Here is a 17,263-nt window from a genome sequence, read left to right as displayed (position 1 = left end):
CATCCGCCATCGATGCCTGCTGGCTATTTTTTATCACCTTGATTACGGATTTATTCAGCGTTATGACGAAACTAATGCAGTATTTCATCAACGATACCGACTTTTCCCGTCATCCGACGGCCAGTACCGCCGATTTTCGGCGTGACGCGCTGGAAGAGGCGCGGCAGTTTCATCGCACTATTCCCGGTTATCAGGAAACCCCATTGGTTGAGTTGACGCACTTGGCGGATTACCTGGGGTTAGGCTCGATTTTTGTCAAAGATGAATCATGGCGGTTTGGCCTGAACGCTTTCAAGGCGTTGGGCGCTTCATTCGCCATGGCGAAGTATGTCGCCGGCGCGCTGGGGCAGCCGCTAAGTACGCTGCCATTTCCGGTGATGATCGGCGATGAGGTGAAACGCCGTCTTCCTCCGGTGACGTTCGCCACCACGACGGACGGCAACCACGGGCGCGGCGTGGCATGGATGGCGCGCCAGCTTGGACAAAAAGCGGTGATTTATATGCCGAGGGGATCGTCGCGGCAGCGGCTGGAAGCGATACGCCGTGAAGGCGCAGAGGCGTCGATTGTCGATATGAATTATGACGAAGCGGTGAGAATGACAGCGCAACGCGCCGTCGAAGACGGCTGGGTGGTGTTGCAGGATACGGCGTGGCCAGGCTACGAGGATGTGCCGCGCTGGATTATGCAGGGATATGGCACGCTGCTGTTGGAAGCCTGCGATCGGTTGCAGCGCAACATGCCGACGCACGTATTGGTGCAGGCCGGCGTTGGCGCCTTTGCCGGTATGGTGCAGGGCGTCTTTACCGAGATATGGGGCGAGAAAGCGCCGCGGGTGATCGTCGTGGAATCCGATCAGGCTGATTGCCTGCATCGTTCGGCCAAACGGCAGTCCGGCGACGCCGTTACGGTCGGCGGAAAGTTGCAAACCATCATGGCGGGGCTGGCGTGCGGCGAGGCCAACCAATTGGGATGGGGCATGCTGCGTGATTACTCGCACAGTTTCCTTGCCTGCCCGGACTATATCGCCGCGCACGGCATGCGCCTGCTCGGACATCCGCTCGCCGGCGATAAACCGATTATTTCCGGCGAGTCCGGCGCGGTGACGGCCGGGGCGCTGGCGCTGATTATGCGTTCGCCCGATCTCGCCGAACTGCGCGAACAGCTTGGGCTGAATGACCGCGCCAGGGTGCTGCTTATCAGTACCGAAGGCGATACCGATCCTGCGCATTACCTTGATGTCGTCTGGGGCGGAAAAGAACCGAGCTTTGCGCTGATGCCGCACGCTTAAGGGTCGAGATGGCGGAACGGCAGCGAGGCGGCGCATCGATCGCCGGATAAGCCGCGTTAAGAACGTCCAATACATTGATTTCGGGGAATTACAGCTATGTTAACTGAACAGCGTCATCAGCAAGTCATCGAATACTGCCAGTCATTGGTGCGGCAGAAAAGTTATTCCGGCCATGAGGCTGGGGTGGTTGACGAGATCCGCCGCATCATGGAGCACTTTCAGTTTGATGATATTCACGTTGACGATTTCGGCAATATTATCGGCGGGATCGTCGGCAATCAGCCCGGTGAGGTACTGCTGCTTGACGGCCATATTGATACGGTGCCGGTGGATGAGAGCCAGTGGAGTCAGGCGCCCTGGGGGGCGGAGATCCGCGACGGGAAAATCTACGGGCGCGGCACGTCTGATATGAAAGGGGCGGTGGCCGCCATGATCGCCGCCGTCGGTTTTTTCGCCCAGGATTGCCAGCGCAATTTCCGCGGCGCGATTTACGTCGCCTGCGTTGTGCACGAGGAGTGTTTTGAGGGCGTTGCGGCGCGGGCCATCAGCGCACGCTACCATCCTGACTCTGTGATTATCGGCGAAGCGTCGGAGCTTAATATCAATGTCGGTCAGCGGGGACGCGCGGAAATCGTTTTTGAAACCTTCGGGAAACCGGCACACTCGGCGAATCCCCACAAAGGGATTAACGCGGTGTATCACATGAGCAAGCTGATTAACCGTTTGTCCGCGCTGGCCGCGCCGGAGCATGCGCTATTGGGACCGGGCATTCTGGAAATTACCGATATCAAATCGTCGCCTTATCCCGGCGCTTCGGTGGTTCCCGATTATTGCCGGGCGACGGCCGATCGCCGTTTGCTGGTGGGCGAAACGGAAGAGAGCGTACTGGCGCCTTTACGTGAGTTGATCGATACGCTCAGCGCCGAAGATCCGCAGTTCCGCGCTCAGGTTTCCTACGCACAGGGGCAGGAAACCTGTTACACCGGCAACACGATCGACGGTAAGCGTTTCTTTCCGGGATGGATAACGGACACGCGGCATCCGTTAGTCGAAGCCGCATTAACCGCGTTGACGCACAATGGCCGTCAGCCGAAAGTCGCTACCTATTCGTTCTGCACCAATGGCAGCCATTATGCCGGGGAAGCTGGGATTGCGACGATCGGATTCGGCCCCTCACGCGAAAACCTGGCCCACGTTATTGATGAGTATATTGAGATAGAACAGCTTACGCGTGCGGCAGATGGTTATTACGCCATTATCCGGCAACTGCATGCGAACTAATCTCCGCACAATATTTCACTAAACTTTAACTTCAGGAGGACGAAAATAGGTAAAGGAAAACCATTTTTTTCTTTCTGAAACTGGAGAATAAGCAACAGTGAAACGCGCAGCCAATCGCGTACCGTGTGAAAAGGAGATGTTGGGCCTTATTTGCTCGCATCATGAATGTCGTTTTGTCAGGCCCAATCATTAATTATTCGTATTGAGGAAAGCATGGATAATTTTCAAAAAGAAATTGATGAGAGAACAAATCTCACTTCGGCTAATAAGTTTGAACTATTACTGTTCCGATTGGGAAACTCAGAGCACGACGTAAAATCCGAGTTGTTCGGCATCAATGTGTTTAAGCTGCGTGAAATTGTGCCTATGCCGTCGTTGACCAAGGCGGCGGGCATGAAACCCCCGATGCTCGGTATGGTGAACATTCGCGGACAAATCATTCCCGTTATCGATCTGCCGGCGGTGGCCGGCTGTGTGCCGACCACCGGGCTCAATATTCTTCTGGTGACGGAATATGCGCGTAGTACCCAGGCATTTGCGGTGGAATCCGTTGACGATATCGTCCGCCTTGACTGGGGGCAGGTGCTGACGGCCGAAGCCGGCGTCAGCAGCCGCCATATTACCAGTATCGCCCGCCTCGACAGCGATAAAGAGAGCAATCGCCTGGCGCTGGTTTTGGATGTCGAACAGATTCTGCATGACATCATTCCCGTGGATCGCGATGTTCATATCGATAATGTGGAAACGAAGAAATTCCCCATGAAGCCGGGGGCAGTCGCCATTGTCGCTGAAGATTCTAAAGTCGCGCGTTCGCTGCTTGAACAGGGTCTGAATATGATGTCGATTCCGGCGATGATGCATGTTACCGGACTGGAAGCCTGGAAGAAGATAAGGGCGATGGCGCAAGAGGCGCAAGCGGAAGGCCGGCCGATCTCGGACAAAATCGCCTTTGTACTGACCGATTTGGAAATGCCGGAGATGGATGGCTTTACCCTGACGCGAAATATAAAGCACGACGATTTTCTAAAAAATATTCCGGTTATTATCCACTCTTCGCTGTCGGGTAGCGCGAACGAAGATCATGTACGCAAGGTGGGGGCGGATGCCTATGTCGCGAAATTCGAAATCAACGAATTGGCGACGGCTATCCAGACGGTGCTGGCTAAATAGCGAAAAGGCGTACATTTTCAGATCTGAGCCATAACAAAACGGCCTAACCCGATTCTTGTCTGCGAAGAATATAGGATATATTCTCTAGTTCATAATCTAAGCAACTGTTTTGGGGCGGAATATGGCGCAGTCGGATTCTCTGCTTGAAGTCAGCAGCCTTAGCATCGGCACGGAAAGCGGCATGTCGCTGGTCAATGACCTCAGTTTTTCTGTGCGGCGGCGCGAAATCGTCGCCTTGGTTGGCGAGTCGGGTTCCGGCAAAACCTTGAGTTCACTGTCGCTAATGGGATTGCTGCCGCCGGGCGTACATCAAACCGGCGGAGAAATCCGGCTTGAGGGGCAGACGATAGCCGGAGCGGGCTTGCCGTTCGCCTCTCATCTACGCGGCCATCGCATGGCTACGGTTTTTCAGGAGCCGATGACCAGCATGAACCCGGTGCTGAAAGTCGGAGAACAAATTGCCGAAGTTCTGGTTCGCCACCAAAAACTCAGTTGGAAACAGGCGCAGACAGAGGCCGTGGCGCTGTTGGATCGCGTCGGCATCGTCAATCCGGCGCTACGCGCCAAACAGTATATCCACCAGCTTTCCGGCGGTATGCGCCAACGGGTGATGATCGCCAGCGCCATCAGTTGCAAGCCGTCGTTGTTGATCGCCGACGAACCGACCACGGCGCTGGACGCCACCATCCAAACGCAAATTCTGGCCTTGTTGCAGACGTTGCAGCGTGAGATGGCGATGGGGATCCTGTTAATCACTCACGATCTCAGCGTAGTCGCGCGTTATGCCGATCGCGCCTGCGTGATGCATCAGGGCCGCATCGTTGAACAGGGCGATGTGCCGGCGCTGCTCACGCAACCGCAGAATGACTATACGCAGAAACTGATCGCCGCCTCGCAGACTCAGCCAAGGTCAACGCAACAATACGGCGGTTCTGCCGCGCCGCTGGTCAGTATTGAACGCTTAACGAAAAGCTACCCGCAAAAACAGAGCCTGCCGTTTTTTCCGGCAAAACGGCATACCGTTTTATTCCCCACTTCATTGGATATCGGCCGAGCGGAAATCGTCGGCCTGATTGGCGAATCAGGATCGGGGAAAACCACGCTTGGCCGCGCGGCCATCGGTCTGATCCCGGTGGACGGCGGGAAAATTATTTTCGACGGTCATGAAGTGAATGCGCAAAGCAACCAGCAGCAGCGCCTGTTAAGGCGTCGGGCGCAGATTATCTTCCAGGATCCGTATGCCAGCCTGAACCCGAAAATCACTATCGGAGAACAGATCGCCGAACCGGTGCGTGTGTATAAACTGCGGCCGGCCGCGCAGGTTGCGGCGCGCGTTGAAGAGCTGCTGGCGCTGGTCGGGCTTGAACCCCATCATGCGCGGCGCCTGCCGGGCGCCTTTTCCGGCGGGCAGCGCCAGCGCATCGCGATTGCCCGCGCGCTGGCTCTTGAGCCGGATTTGCTGGTGGCGGACGAGGCCGTTTCGGCGCTGGATCTATCGGTACGCGGTCAGATATTGACGTTGCTCGATCGTTTGCGCGGCCAGTTGGGGTTGAGCGTGCTGTTTATCAGTCACGATCTGAGCGCCGTCCGCCAGTTGTGCGACCGGGTGGTGGTGTTGTATCGCGGCAATATTGTTGAGAGCGGCGGCACCGAGCAGATCCTAAATGCGCCGCAGCATGAATATACCCGTCAACTGCTCGCCGCGGCGCCGGACATCCGTCAAGCCCTGCGCTTACGTCAGGCCGGTTGAGCGTTCCTGGACGATGGGCAGTTCTGCATGTTCCGCCCATTCATGCCAGGAGCCGACATAGACTGCCAGATGCCGATAGCCTGCCAGCCGCAGCGCGACCAGAACGGTGGCGGCCCGGGCGCCGCGATGGCAATAAATATACAACTGCTGTTCTGGGTGCAGTCCCGCCGCGGCGGCGCGTTGGGCGATATCCGCCGGTGAACGGAACGCGCCGTCTTCAATGATCTCTTCCCAAAACAGTAAATGCGCGCCGGGGATCCGCCCCGCACGGTGGCAGCAGTCATGCACAAAACTTGCGTCGAATTCAGTGGGGCGGCGGGCATCGAGGATCACGCGCTGCTGGCCATCGGCGTCAAGAACCTGTTGGCGGCTGGCGGTGAGGCCGCGCACAAAATTCTTTGCCACGCCGCGAATCAACTGGTGTTCCACCGCGCTGTCAACGCCTGTTCCCGGAGAGAGTGATCCGCCGGCGGCCAGCCAGGCATCCACGCCGCCGTTTAGCACCAGCGCATCGGAACGGCCGATCAGCCAGGCAAACCAGACGCCGCGAGGCGAGCGCATGCCGGTTTGCTGTTCGAAAAACACCGGGGTAATGTCGTCAGCCACGTCCAGCCGTTGCCAGCCAACCATGACGTCATCGGCCATTGCGGCGATGCCTGCCTCATTACACTCATCAATAAAATAATCATACACGTTGAAATGATCGGCGCCTGGTAATGAACCGGCCAGCCAATCGTGGCGATCGCGGGTATCCAGCAACGCGAATCGTTCACCGGCGCGCAGACGGCGCAGCAGATCATCGGCTTCAATCAACATCATTATTCCTCTGCAAAAAAGGCAGCATGGCGCCGGAAGCGTGGAGCGCGGCATCCTGCAAAACGCGCGCCGCCAGCGCGATATCGAACACGTTGAGTCCGAACGACGAGAAATAGACGCTATCGTGCGCCGAGCAGCGCCAGCCATCGAGCAGCAACTGGCCGAGATCGGCGGACAACCGTTGGGGATCGAATTCGCCGGCGCGGTACATCTGGAACAGACTTTTCGCGCTGGTTTGGCAGAACTCGCCCCACAGATCGACCACCACTTTGCTGGCTTGGCGGATAGCGCTAAAACTCACTTCATGGTAGCCGACTTGCAATACGATACCGCCCGGTCGTAGCGCATCCGCTCCCAGAAACGGGGTCGCCGCGCTGGTACAGGCGATCAGCGCGTCATAATCCGTCAGCAGCGCCTGATGGAGCGTGTCGGGAAACGCCACCGGCCAGGGCAAAGCGGGCAGCGCGGCAAAAATGCGCTGCGGCGTGTCCGGGGTCCGGTTCCACCACGTCAGTTTTTCCAGCGTTGGAAACAGCACCCGCAACATTTCAATGTGAGCCTGCGCCTGAACGCCCGCGCCGATTAGCAGCACGCGCCGCACTTTTTGGGGCGCGGCATAGCGTAATGCGACGGCCGACACGGCTGCCGTGCGGGTCGCGGTCAGCGCCGCGCTTTCCACCATGCCGATAGGCATGCCGTCGGTAAGGCGGTTAATGAGCGTTATCGCCATCGCCTGCGGCCATTGATCCGCTATTTGCGGGCGGTGCGCGGTCCATTTCACCCCTGCGGCATTAAACCGTCCTCCCACGCTGGCCGGCAGCGCATAGGCTTTACCCCGCGGCGTCGCCAGGTCGATATGGGATTCCGGCGTCATATGCGCGTCTCCGCGCCGCATCAGACCGACCACCTCCACCACATCGTTAAAGGCTTGCCGTGGATCGGTTCCGCCAAGCTGGATAACGGCCTGACGGTCCATATATCGCAACGCGGGCGACATGCTAGCGTTCCAGCAAGGTTTGGGCGAAGGGGTAGAGCGCCGGCGATCCCCCGCAGTGAATAAATATCACGCTGGCGCCGGGATGGATTTTGCCTTGTCCGGCCAACCCGATCAGCCCGTGCATCGCTTTGCCGGTGTAGACGGGATCCAGCAGCACGCCTTCACTCTGCGCGACGCGATAAATGGCGTCGATGCCGCCCTCCGAGGGAACGCCATAGGCCGTACCGACGTAATCGTCCTCTATCCAGATATCCTCCGGTTTCCAGCGCTGCGGCCATTCCAGCAGATCGGCGCAGTCTTGCGCCATCGCGGAGATGCGTTCCTGAAACCACGGCGCTTTGGCGCTGACGCTGATGCCGACGATTTTTGTCTCCGGCCAGTACTGGCGGGCGCCGACATAGAGCCCGGCCAGCGTGCCGCCGGAGCCGGTAGGCGCGACGATAAACTGCGGCGGCTGTTGGTCGCGGGCCTTCAACTGCGCATCCATCTCCTCAATCGCCCGCACATAGCCGAGTGCGCCCAGCGGCGTAGCGCCGCCTAACGGAATAATCAGCGCTTTTTCCCCCCGGGCGGCGGCGGCCTCGGCATGGGCCTGCATCGCGCCGTCAATTTGCGTGAAGTATTCATCGGGATCGAGAAACTGCAATTCCGCGCCGAACAGCTTATCCAGCAGCAGATTGCCCTGATAGGTTTGCGGCGGATTGCCTCGTAGCACCAGCACCGGCTTCATGCCAAATTTGCGCGCCGCCGCCGCCACCATGCGCGCATGGTTGGACTGATGCCCGCCGGTGGTAATCACCACGTCGACGTTCCGGCGGCAGGCGTCCGCCATCAGGTATTCCAGCTTCCGCACCTTATTGCCGCCGCCGCCGAAGCCGGTGTAATCGTCACGTTTTATGTTTAGTTTGATCCCCAGTTCGTCGCCGAATCGGGGCAGCGATTCCAGCGGCGTTGGGAAAAAGCCTAATGTAACGCGTTCATAATTATCAACATTTTTCATATATTATCCTGAAATCCACGACAATGATTTCCCTGGTGCTGGCTAAGTGAGCGGCTGGCTTTCGGCCGACTCGGTAAAACGGGTCAGCCAATCGGTCAGTGACTCAATAAAACGCTGCAGACCGCGCAGCGTGACAAATTCATTTACCCCATGCGCATTGCCGCCATGACCCAGACCGCCGATCAAAAAGGCGGGCGCAATCGGCGCAAAAGCATAGGCCGGGGCGCAGCCTGGCGCCCATGGCCAAATCTGCGGTTGGGCGCCAAGCCGGCGATAGCTGGCAAGCAGTTGGCGAACGCCTGGCGCGTCGAGGGTGAATCGGTATCCGGGATAGCTGTCATCCAGCGTCAGTTCGGCGCCGGCCAATGCCGGCGCGGCCAGACGCGCATAAGCGGCATCGATCAGTTGCGCGCCGTCGATACCGGGAGGCGTGCGGAATGCCAGCTCCGCCTCGGCAAACGGTGGAATGACTCCGCGCGCCCCCGTAGGCGCCGTTTTGAGTTCGGACAGGTTGAGTACGGCGCTGCCGATAAAGGTTTGCAGGCAGCTCAGCGTATCGCCGGTCAACGTCAGACGCCGGCTGCGGCGGAAGCGCAGCTCGTCGTCGATACTGAAATTGTCGGCCAGTTCGGCTAGCAGCTTATTGGCTTCGTCATCAGGTTTGATGGCCGCCAGAACGCCGTTATTCTCTGGCGGCGCGATGGCGTGCAGCGCCTGCACCAGCCGCCAGGCCGGATTGGCGATCCAACTGGCGTTACTGGCGTGGATGGCCGCCTGTGGGCCGCCCCAGTCTCCGCCTTTAACCGTTAGCCGCCCGTTGCTTAGGCCGGTAAAGCCCAGATAGACGCGCGGTTGGCCGCCGCCGTATTCGCAAAGAGAAGGGAACAGCACCGCATCGGCTGGCGCGATCGGGCAGGGTGTTTGCGCCAGATAGCGTCGCAGCCGGCCGCTACCGATCTCTTCCTCGCCTTCCAGGATAATTTCCAGATTGACCGTAAGGTTGCCGCTATCTCGCAGCGTTTTGACCACTGTGAGCATTCCCGCCAGCGGGCCTTTGTTATTTTCCGCGCCGCGGGAAATGTACACGTCGCCCAGTTCCGGCCAGCGGCGGACGCCGCCAATAAAGGGCGGGACTTCCCAACCGTCCTCATCCGCCGGCATGACGTCGTACATGTTATACAGCACCAGCGTTTTATGAGCGCCGCGCTCGAGGCGGACATGAACCAACGGCGGAGCGCTTTGCCGCTGTTGTTGCGCCACCGGCGACACCTGCCGAGCGCCAATCTCCTGAACCAGCCACGTTTCCAGCCATTGCGCCAGCGCACGCTGCTGTTCAATCTGACCGGAAACGCTGCGAAACGGCGTGATCTGTTCAAGTAGCGCCAGCGTCGCTTGCAGCATCGCCGCTGAAGTCATAGTCACAGTCGTATCCTCGGGTTAAGCAACACGTATAACAGGTCGATAATCAGATTTATGGTCACGAACACCAGCGCGGCCAGCAGCACGATCGCCTGTACCAATGGAAAATCACGGTTCTGGATCGCCTGCACCGCCAAACGGCCGATACCCGGCCAGGCAAAAATGATTTCCGTCACCAGCGCGCCGCCTAATAGCGAGGCGAAGTACATGCCTTGTACCGTGACCACCGGAATCAATGCATTGCGCAATCCATGGCGCACCACGATACGCCAGGCGCTCAGCCCCTTGGCGCGGGCCGTGCGGATATAGTCCTGCTGCATGACGTCGATCAGACTGGCGCGCACCAGCCGGGCAATCGCGCTCATGTAGTACGCGCCGAGGCTCACGGCCGGCATAATCAGGTGACTCAGGCTGCCGTAACCGCCGGATGGCAGCCAGCGCAGATCCAGGCTGAACAGCAGAATCATCAACAGCCCCAGCCAGAACACGGGTATGGCCTGACCGGAAAAGGCCAGCAGGCGCGAGAGCAAATCCCACAGGCTGTTTTGCCACAGCGCGCTGATAATTCCGAGCGTCAAACCAACGGCGGTACTCCATGACAGGGCGGTAACGGCTAATAACAGCGTGGCGGGAACGCGATCGCCGATCAGGGTGGCGACCGGCTGGCTGTAGCGCAGCGAGTCGCCGAGATCGCCCTGTAAGACGCCATACAGGTAGTGGCCGTATTGCCACAGCAGGGGGCGATCGAAGCCCATACTGTGACGAAAATGGTCGATCTCCTGCTGGCTGGAGCCGGGCGGCATCATCACCGCCGCCGGATCGCCGGTCAGGTGAAGGCTGTAAAAAATCAGGATCGATACGCCGAACATTACCAGAACAGCTTGCCCGACGCGGGACAGCACGTATCTCAGCATAATCAGTCGAGCCTCGTTCGGGTTTTACGCAGCAGGCTGTCGCCCAGAAGATTACAGCCGACCACCAGCGCGGCAACCGCCAGCCCCGGATATAACACCAGCCACTGCGCCAGCAGCATATAGGAGCGGCCTTCACCGACCAGGTTGCCCAGCGTCGGCGTCGGGGGCTGAATGCCCATGCCGAGAAAGCCGATAGACGCTTCCAGAACGATCAGGCGCGGGATATCCAGCGTCAGCAGGACAATCAGCGGCGTGGCGAGGTTGGGCAATACGTGGCGCAGCAGAATGCGCGGGGTGGAAAAACCCATGGCGCGCACCGATTCAATATATTCCAGCTCGCGGATTTCCAGCGTTTTAGCGCGGGCGACGCGGGCGTAAATGGCCCAACTGCTCACGCCCATAATGATGATGATATTGCTCAGCGAGGTGCCGAACAGCGCCATCACCAGCAGGATCAGCAGAATAAACGGAACCGCCAGCTGAATGTCCATCAGACGCATAATCACCGCATCCAGCCAGCCGCCGACATATCCCGCCAGCATCCCCAGCAGGCTGCCGATAACCGCGGCGATCGCCGCCGCCATCAGCACGACGAATAACGATAGCCGGGTGCCGGACAGGATGCGCGACAGCATATCGCGCCCCAGTTGATCGGTTCCCAGCCAGTGCATACCCGAATCGGTATGGCTGCCCGGCGGCATGAAAACGTCCGCCAGATTGTTGGCCAGAGGATCGGGTAAGGGCAGCCAGGGAAACAGTGCCGCCGCGGCGATCGCTATCGTCAGCAGTAACCCGCCGATGATGCCGTCGCCGTAAAAATGGCGGCGCGGTTTTCTCTTTAACGCAGAACCTGGGGCAATCATTTCAGCCTCAGGTCGAACAACGGTATCCGGGCATCGGCACGGCCGGTGAAGGTCAGGGCATCGCTGGCGGCATAGAGTGAATCCTCCCGGTAGAGCGGAATCAGCGGCTGTTGCTGTGCGACGATATCCTGGATCTGCCGTAATATTTGTTCGCGTTTCGCGGCGTCCACCGTATTGCGGCTTTCGTTGAGCAGCTTGTCCAGCTCAGGCAGGCTCACCGTGGAGTAAGGCTCACCCGAATGTAGGATCGGATACAACGCCGCATCGGCATCCAATGTTTGCGTTGAACCCCAGGCCAGCATATACATCGGCGCCTGTTTTTTCGCCGCGACCTGCTGCGTATAAACCGACCATTCCGGCACTTCCAACTGCGCCTTGACGCCGATCGCGGCAAGATCCTGCACGATAGCCTGGGCGACATCCGCGCTGGCGATATAGCGGCGCGGCGCCTGGAAGCGCAGAGTAAATCCGTCCGGATAGCCGGCTTGCGCAAGCAGTGATTTGGCTTTGGCGATATCCTGCGCCGGCGCGGGTATCGGCTGATAACCATAATCTTTTTCACCGGCCATGGTGCCGGTCGGGGTGCCGAAACCATGCAGCAACTGTGAGGTATAGGCGTCCCGGTTTAACGCCAGCGACAGCGCCTGGCGGACGCGCGCATCATCCAACGGTTGTTGATCGTTTTTGAGGCCCAGATAGATCGTCAGCCCGCCGCCCTTTACCTGCTCCAAATGGATGCCCGGTTTGTTTTTCAGCGCCGGTACCAAATCTACCGGCACGCTATCGACGAGCTGGACTTCGCCGGTCAACAGCGAGGTTATCCGCGCCGTGGCCTCCGGTATCGGACGCCAGGTGACGGTATCAATCGCCGGCTTGCCGCGCCAGTAATCGCTGTTTGCCTGCATCACCACTCTTTCATCCGGAATGAACGTCTCGACTCGATAAGCGCCGCTGCCGATGGGTTTGCGGGCAAACTCCGATGCGCCGACCTTTGTCACATATTCCGGCGGCACAATATAGGCCGGATAGCGGCTCAGTCGCGTGGGCAACAGGGGATCCGGTCCGTCCGTATGAAAACGCACGCGATATTCGCCGCTGACTTCTACCGATTTAATGGTGCGGATATAGGATATAGTCGGTGCATGATTAGCCGGATCGAGGATGCGGTCGATGGAGAATTTCACGGCTTGCGCATTGACCGGTTCGCCATTGGTAAATGTCACGCCCTGACGAATATCGAATTCCCAGGTTGTATCATCGAGCGATTTCCAGGACGTCGCCAAACCCGGCTGGAGTTTCATCTGCGCGTCACGCAGTACCAGCGTATCGAAGACATTATCGACCAGGGTGGCGGACTCTTTCAGAAAGCCGGGATCCATCGCCGTAGCGGAAGCAGGTTGGGCGATCGTCAGTTCCGACGCGATCGACAGCGGCGATAGCAGGCCGGACAGCAGCGCCAGCGAAACGAATGTTAAGGCAGGTTTGTTCATTTACGGTCATTCCCAAAGCAAAGCCCCATAGGGCTGACGTAAGCATTGATGTACGCTATTCGTCACAGATTTGGACGAATGCTGCCCAACTGCAAAATACACGATATATCCTATATAATATGTTTTTAGCAAGCTAACGATTAAACTGCAAAAGTAAAATCATCTTTTAACTAAAGGAAAAAGTTATATGTTCGAGATGGGGAAAGCTCAGCGCCTTAGTCTGACCATGCAAGTCGAGGCGAAGCTGAAAAGCGCATTGATTGTCGGCATGCTGAAACCCGGCGCGCGTCTGGTGACCAATGAGATCGCCGCGAAGTTGGGCACCAGCGTGACGCCGGTGCGCGAAGCCTTGGTGCGGCTGGTATCGGCCGGCGCGCTGGATGCCACCCCGGCAAAAGCATTTTTGGTTCCGGCGATGCCGTTGAGTAAGTTCCAGGAAATTAACCAGATTCGAAAACAGCTGGAAGGGCTGGCGGTCGCGCAGGCCGCCCAGGCGATGGATGCCGACAAACTGGCGCATTTGACGGCGCTGAACAGCCAGTTCCGATCCACCAAGATCGTGCAGAATATTGAAGAGTCCCTCAAGGCCAACCGCGAATTTCGTTTCACGCTCTATGGGTATGCCGAAATGCCGACGCTGGTTTCCCTGATTGAACAATTGTGGGTGCAGATTGGCCCCTGTTTTAACTTTCTTTATCCCCAATCCGCGGATACCGCCAGCAGCCAGCATAATTACGATGAGTTACTCCTGGCTCTGGCCGAAGGGGACAGCGAACGCTGCGTGAAATCCATTCATAAAGCGATTGACGATGGCGCATCAATACTGGAAAAAAACTACTTTAATCATTGATGGCTATTTTGGCGAACGCCGGCTAACGGCGTATACATTGGATATTCGTCCACGCCTTATCATAGATAAGCTATAAGGTGTGGATGAGAGTATTGAATTTAGTGCTTGCTATTCTACTATTCAGACTGCATTTGTTTACTTGTTTTAATTACTATTTCAGAGGGCGGTTGAGTGTGCATGAAATAAGCGCATCGGCAGTAAACTGCGGCACTCGCATTTTTTCTCATTGGTCGGAAATGAATTGAACCCGCCATTGTTTGTTTTGTGGGATTTGGATGTTGGCTTGAGACTGCGGATTTTTGAGTCGTTAAGAGACATTTGGGGGTCACTCCGTCATCGAACCAACTTGACCCCAAATCTGACCACCATTTTTTCCCGATGCGGAGGGAAAACTAGAAACGCATCAGGAAGGATTTTCACGCTAACCTGTTGAATCACCGTACCAAGGATGCATGAAAGCAAAAAGCCCGCTTAAGTTTCCTTAAGCGGGCTTTTTAAATTTGGCTCCTCTGACTGGACTCGAACCAGTGACATACGGATTAACAGTCCGCCGTTCTACCGACTGAACTACAGAGGAATCGGTTAACTGCGGGGGATAATAGCGGGAGCCTTTCACCTTGTCAAAGGCTGTTATGCTTTATCGCGACTGATTGCTGAAGTAATAATCAACATGTTGAAATTACTGCGCAAGTTGCATGTGGCGTTTGATGTTGATCTTTACTTTGGCTGGAGAATTTGCACCTTGATATGGCAGTGATTGCATTAGCGTGGTGCATGTTCTGGCATAAGAAAATCAATATCACCCACATTTCATGAGCTTGATTTAGGCAGTGAACCATTTCTTTTCCTTATTTTACCCTTGGCTTATCAACCAGGTATCAGTTTTTCATTGTAGTACAAACTCAATCTGGCTCGGATCTTGCTACCTTAAACGGGGTAACTACTCAGGAGGCAGAAATGAATCTTAGACGGCTCAAGTACTTTGTGAAAATCGTTGATATCGGTAGCTTGACTCAGGCTGCTGAGTTGTTGCACATCGCACAACCGGCGCTGAGCCAGCAAGTTGCTACGTTGGAAGGTGAGCTGGAAAAACAGTTGCTGGTTCGTAGCAGACGGGGAGTTACTCCCACTGAAGCGGGGAAAATCCTTTATTCACATGCGCAAGCTATTTTGTATCAATGTGAGCAGGCTAAAAGTGCAGTGAATGGAGTTAGACAGTCGGTAAACGTATAGATTTTTGAGTAGCCAGCCATTCTCACGATGGCTGGCTATATATACAACCTTTCATACCTATTGCCCCGCTTATCTCTTTATCTGTAGTATTCGTTCTCCAAACGTTTAACTTTATTGTTATACAATGTATATTGCGATGGCAAAGCTGTGATATACACTAGCGGTGAAGTTGGTTTAGATGTTACATTGAGCTTCACATCGCTTTATCCAACCCTACTCGTAACGTACCGATTTCCCCATCGGGTTGCTATAGCAGTTATTTTTTAAGGAGTTCAAATGAATAATCTTCTCTCTCAGCTCTTAATGAAATTGGCTGAAAAAGAAGTCGGAGAAAAAGAACTTTATGCAAAAATTGAATTGTTAGAAATATTGGTATTTTCCATTATATCTGTGTTAGATGATAATAAAATTAATGAGTTAACGAAAAAAGTGGAAGGCGTATTGGCCGAAGTACCGCAGTATAAGGGGGAAGATGCCGGCTTAACCATCGAACTGTTGACGCGTAGTATTAATCGCTTCACTACTACCTCAATCAAAAACTAATTCTATAATATTATTACCGTAATGGTATTAAATGACGAACGCCGCCATCTTGATGATGGTTTTTATGATGACTTGTCTAATAGGTCACTAAGATTAGTATTGCAATTTGAATATAAAATAAAGACGCCGACTTATAGTCAGCGCCCAGTGTAATGATTGTCGCCTATATTAAGCGAGTTGCTTCTTCTTGCGAAAAAACTGATAAGCAATCGCCAGGATAATAAACCATAACGGCGTTACCACCAACGCTTGCAAGGTATCGTGCTGCAGCGTCAGTAGAACAATCACAAAAGCAAAGAAGGCCAGACAAACCCAACACATAAAAATACCCCAGGGCATTTTATATTGTGAGCTGGCGTGTGACTGCGGCCTTTTTTTACGGTATGTCAGGTAAGAGCAGAGAATAATGCTCCAGATGAACATAAACAGAATGGCGGAAACGGTTGTTACCAGCGTAAATACCGTCATCACATTCGGGATCAGGTAAATCAACACCACGCCGGATAACAGGCAGATGCAGGAAAACAGTAATCCCGCAGAAGGAACCGCGCGTTTGGACAACACACCAAAACGTTTTGGCGCATCCCCCTGTTTGGCTAATCCAAACAACATCCGGCTGGTAGAGAATACGCCGCTATTGGCTGAAGATGCAGCAGACGTCAATACCACAAAGTTGATCACGCTGGCGGCAGCGGGTAATCCTACCAGGATAAACATTTCAACAAAGGGACTGCGATCGGCGGCAATTGCGCTCCAAGGCGTCACCGACATAATTACGATTAATGAAAAAACGTAGAACATGATGATACGAATCGGTATTGCGTTGATCGCCCTGGGCAGTACGACTTTGGGGTTCTTCGTTTCCGCCGCCGTGGTGCCAACCAACTCGATGCCGACGAAAGCAAATACCGCTATCTGAAATCCGGCAAAAAATCCGCCAATCCCCTTAGGAAACATACCGCCGTTATTCCAAAGATTACTGAAAGAAGCAACCGAGCCTGATGGCGAGGGGAATTTCATTATGATCAGCGCCACGCCGATGACAATCAAGGCCACAATGGCCACAATCTTTATCATCGCAAACCAGAATTCCATCTCGCCAAACATTTTTACCGTCGCCAGATTAAGCGAGAGTAACAACAGAACGCAGAGAAGCGAGGATATCCACTGTGACAGGTCGGGAAACCAGAATTGGGCATAAGCGCTGATAGCCACCACATCGGCAATACCGGTAACGACCCAGCAAAACCAGTAAGTCCAGCCGGTAAAAAAACCGGCCCAGGGGCCAAGCAGGTCGGTGGCGAAATCGCTGAATGATTTGTAGTTCAGGTTTGAAAGCAGTAATTCTCCCATCGCCCTCATAACAAAGAACAGGATGAAACCAATGATCATATAAACGAAGATGATCGATGGCCCAGCCAGGCTGATGGTCTTTCCTGACCCCATAAATAATCCGGTGCCAATGGCTCCGCCAATGGCAATAAGCTGAATGTGACGGTTAGTCAGGTTTCGCCGCAATCCGTTGCTGCCGGACTCGGCAAGGTCTGTCACCTCTTTTGATTGATCTACCATTTAATATAATTTCCTTTTTTATGTGATGTTGTTTTGAGCTCTTAAGCGGCTCTCTCGTTCATTAATACGGGCACGG

General features: G+C 55.5%; 14 protein-coding genes, 1 tRNA gene and 1 pseudogene. 7 read left to right on the top strand and 9 right to left on the bottom strand.

Going from position 1 to position 17,263, the window contains the following annotated elements:
* The first annotated feature begins 62 nt into the window (after window positions 1–62).
* From dpaL to ACN28R_RS10285, 4 genes are all read left to right on the top strand, one after another.
* On the top strand, window positions 63–1,289 hold the full coding sequence (gene dpaL, locus ACN28R_RS10300; RefSeq protein ID WP_095834323.1) for a diaminopropionate ammonia-lyase: 1,227 nt from the start codon (window positions 63–65) through the stop codon (window positions 1,287–1,289).
* Between the two features lie 96 nt (window positions 1,290–1,385).
* Window positions 1,386–2,570 (top strand): YgeY family selenium metabolism-linked hydrolase, encoded by a 1,185-nt coding sequence (locus ACN28R_RS10295; RefSeq protein ID WP_048639365.1) that lies wholly within the window; start codon window positions 1,386–1,388, stop codon window positions 2,568–2,570.
* A 213-nt stretch (window positions 2,571–2,783) separates the two neighbouring features.
* Window positions 2,784–3,740, top strand: coding sequence for a chemotaxis protein (locus ACN28R_RS10290; RefSeq protein ID WP_048639991.1), 957 nt, complete (start codon window positions 2,784–2,786; stop codon window positions 3,738–3,740).
* A 121-nt stretch (window positions 3,741–3,861) separates the two neighbouring features.
* A complete protein-coding gene (locus ACN28R_RS10285) occupies window positions 3,862–5,490 on the top strand; it encodes a dipeptide ABC transporter ATP-binding protein (protein ID WP_095834322.1) in 1,629 nt (542 codons plus the stop codon).
* Here ACN28R_RS10285 and ACN28R_RS10280 read toward each other — a convergent pair.
* From ACN28R_RS10280 to ACN28R_RS10250, 7 genes are read right to left on the bottom strand one after another with little or no spacing between them, the layout of a single operon-like run.
* Window positions 5,473–6,309 (bottom strand): sulfurtransferase, encoded by an 837-nt coding sequence (locus ACN28R_RS10280; RefSeq protein WP_310794039.1) that lies wholly within the window; start codon window positions 6,307–6,309, stop codon window positions 5,473–5,475. The genes ACN28R_RS10285 and ACN28R_RS10280 overlap by 18 nt on opposite strands.
* On the bottom strand, window positions 6,296–7,303 hold the full coding sequence (locus ACN28R_RS10275; protein ID WP_095834320.1) for an ornithine cyclodeaminase: 1,008 nt from the start codon (window positions 7,301–7,303) through the stop codon (window positions 6,296–6,298). The genes ACN28R_RS10280 and ACN28R_RS10275 overlap by 14 nt, the downstream gene beginning before the upstream one ends.
* 1 nt (window position 7,304) lies before the next feature.
* Entirely contained in the window at window positions 7,305–8,303 is a 999-nt protein-coding gene (locus tag ACN28R_RS10270) for a 1-aminocyclopropane-1-carboxylate deaminase/D-cysteine desulfhydrase (RefSeq protein WP_095834319.1), read from the bottom strand.
* 42 nt (window positions 8,304–8,345) lie between these two features.
* A complete protein-coding gene (locus ACN28R_RS10265) occupies window positions 8,346–9,725 on the bottom strand; it encodes a M20 family metallopeptidase (protein ID WP_183096829.1) in 1,380 nt (459 codons plus the stop codon).
* Entirely contained in the window at window positions 9,722–10,636 is a 915-nt protein-coding gene (locus ACN28R_RS10260) for an ABC transporter permease (protein WP_095834317.1), read from the bottom strand. Before ACN28R_RS10260 ends, ACN28R_RS10265 begins: the two co-directional genes overlap by 4 nt.
* A 2-nt stretch (window positions 10,637–10,638) precedes the next feature.
* A complete protein-coding gene (locus ACN28R_RS10255; protein WP_095834316.1) occupies window positions 10,639–11,499 on the bottom strand; it encodes an ABC transporter permease in 861 nt (286 codons plus the stop codon).
* Window positions 11,496–12,989, bottom strand: coding sequence for an ABC transporter substrate-binding protein (locus ACN28R_RS10250; protein WP_048639357.1), 1,494 nt, complete (start codon window positions 12,987–12,989; stop codon window positions 11,496–11,498). Before ACN28R_RS10250 ends, ACN28R_RS10255 begins: the two co-directional genes overlap by 4 nt.
* A 187-nt stretch (window positions 12,990–13,176) precedes the next feature.
* Here ACN28R_RS10250 and ACN28R_RS10245 point away from each other — a divergent pair, with 187 nt between their 5' ends.
* Window positions 13,177–13,839 carry an FCD domain-containing protein gene (locus ACN28R_RS10245; RefSeq protein WP_095834315.1) on the top strand — a complete coding sequence of 221 codons (663 nt, stop codon included), beginning with the start codon at window positions 13,177–13,179 and terminating at the stop codon, window positions 13,837–13,839.
* 501 nt (window positions 13,840–14,340) lie between these two features.
* Here ACN28R_RS10245 and ACN28R_RS10240 read toward each other — a convergent pair.
* Window positions 14,341–14,416 (bottom strand) — tRNA-Asn (locus ACN28R_RS10240).
* A gap of 380 nt (window positions 14,417–14,796) precedes the next feature.
* Here ACN28R_RS10240 and ACN28R_RS10235 point away from each other — a divergent pair.
* Together ACN28R_RS10235 and ACN28R_RS10230 are read left to right on the top strand one after the other, a co-directional pair.
* A pseudogene (locus tag ACN28R_RS10235) lies at window positions 14,797–15,063 on the top strand (LysR family transcriptional regulator); the annotation flags it as partial.
* A gap of 285 nt (window positions 15,064–15,348) precedes the next feature.
* Complete coding sequence (locus ACN28R_RS10230) at window positions 15,349–15,615, top strand: sigma-S stabilization anti-adapter protein IraP (RefSeq protein ID WP_048639354.1); 267 nt, start codon at window positions 15,349–15,351, stop codon at window positions 15,613–15,615.
* Between the two features lie 168 nt (window positions 15,616–15,783).
* Here ACN28R_RS10230 and cycA read toward each other — a convergent pair whose 3' ends face one another.
* Window positions 15,784–17,187, bottom strand: coding sequence for a D-serine/D-alanine/glycine transporter (cycA, locus tag ACN28R_RS10225; protein ID WP_095834314.1), 1,404 nt, complete (start codon window positions 17,185–17,187; stop codon window positions 15,784–15,786).
* Window positions 17,188–17,263 lie beyond the last annotated feature (76 nt).

It is taken from the genome of Brenneria goodwinii (assembly GCF_002291445.1).
GTDB lineage: Bacteria > Pseudomonadota > Gammaproteobacteria > Enterobacterales > Enterobacteriaceae > Brenneria > Brenneria goodwinii.
This window is presented reverse-complemented; position numbering and strand designations above follow the sequence as displayed.

Excerpts from the sequence above, each read along its gene's own strand:
- ACN28R_RS10275 (WP_095834320.1), bottom strand. The coding sequence starts at position 7,303 with ATGTCGCCCGCGTTGCGATATATGGACCGTCAGGCCGTTATCCAGCTT.
- ACN28R_RS10285 (WP_095834322.1), top strand. The coding sequence starts at position 3,862 with ATGGCGCAGTCGGATTCTCTGCTTGAAGTCAGCAGCCTTAGCATCGGC.
- dpaL (WP_095834323.1), top strand. The coding sequence starts at position 63 with ATGACGAAACTAATGCAGTATTTCATCAACGATACCGACTTTTCCCGT.
- ACN28R_RS10295 (WP_048639365.1), top strand. The coding sequence starts at position 1,386 with ATGTTAACTGAACAGCGTCATCAGCAAGTCATCGAATACTGCCAGTCA.
- ACN28R_RS10230 (WP_048639354.1), top strand. The coding sequence starts at position 15,349 with ATGAATAATCTTCTCTCTCAGCTCTTAATGAAATTGGCTGAAAAAGAA.
- ACN28R_RS10290 (WP_048639991.1), top strand. The coding sequence starts at position 2,784 with ATGGATAATTTTCAAAAAGAAATTGATGAGAGAACAAATCTCACTTCG.
- ACN28R_RS10255 (WP_095834316.1), bottom strand. The coding sequence starts at position 11,499 with ATGATTGCCCCAGGTTCTGCGTTAAAGAGAAAACCGCGCCGCCATTTT.
- ACN28R_RS10250 (WP_048639357.1), bottom strand. The coding sequence starts at position 12,989 with ATGAACAAACCTGCCTTAACATTCGTTTCGCTGGCGCTGCTGTCCGGC.
- ACN28R_RS10270 (WP_095834319.1), bottom strand. The coding sequence starts at position 8,303 with ATGAAAAATGTTGATAATTATGAACGCGTTACATTAGGCTTTTTCCCA.
- cycA (WP_095834314.1), bottom strand. The coding sequence starts at position 17,187 with ATGGTAGATCAATCAAAAGAGGTGACAGACCTTGCCGAGTCCGGCAGC.
- ACN28R_RS10260 (WP_095834317.1), bottom strand. The coding sequence starts at position 10,636 with ATGCTGAGATACGTGCTGTCCCGCGTCGGGCAAGCTGTTCTGGTAATG.
- ACN28R_RS10245 (WP_095834315.1), top strand. The coding sequence starts at position 13,177 with ATGTTCGAGATGGGGAAAGCTCAGCGCCTTAGTCTGACCATGCAAGTC.
- ACN28R_RS10280 (WP_310794039.1), bottom strand. The coding sequence starts at position 6,309 with ATGATGTTGATTGAAGCCGATGATCTGCTGCGCCGTCTGCGCGCCGGT.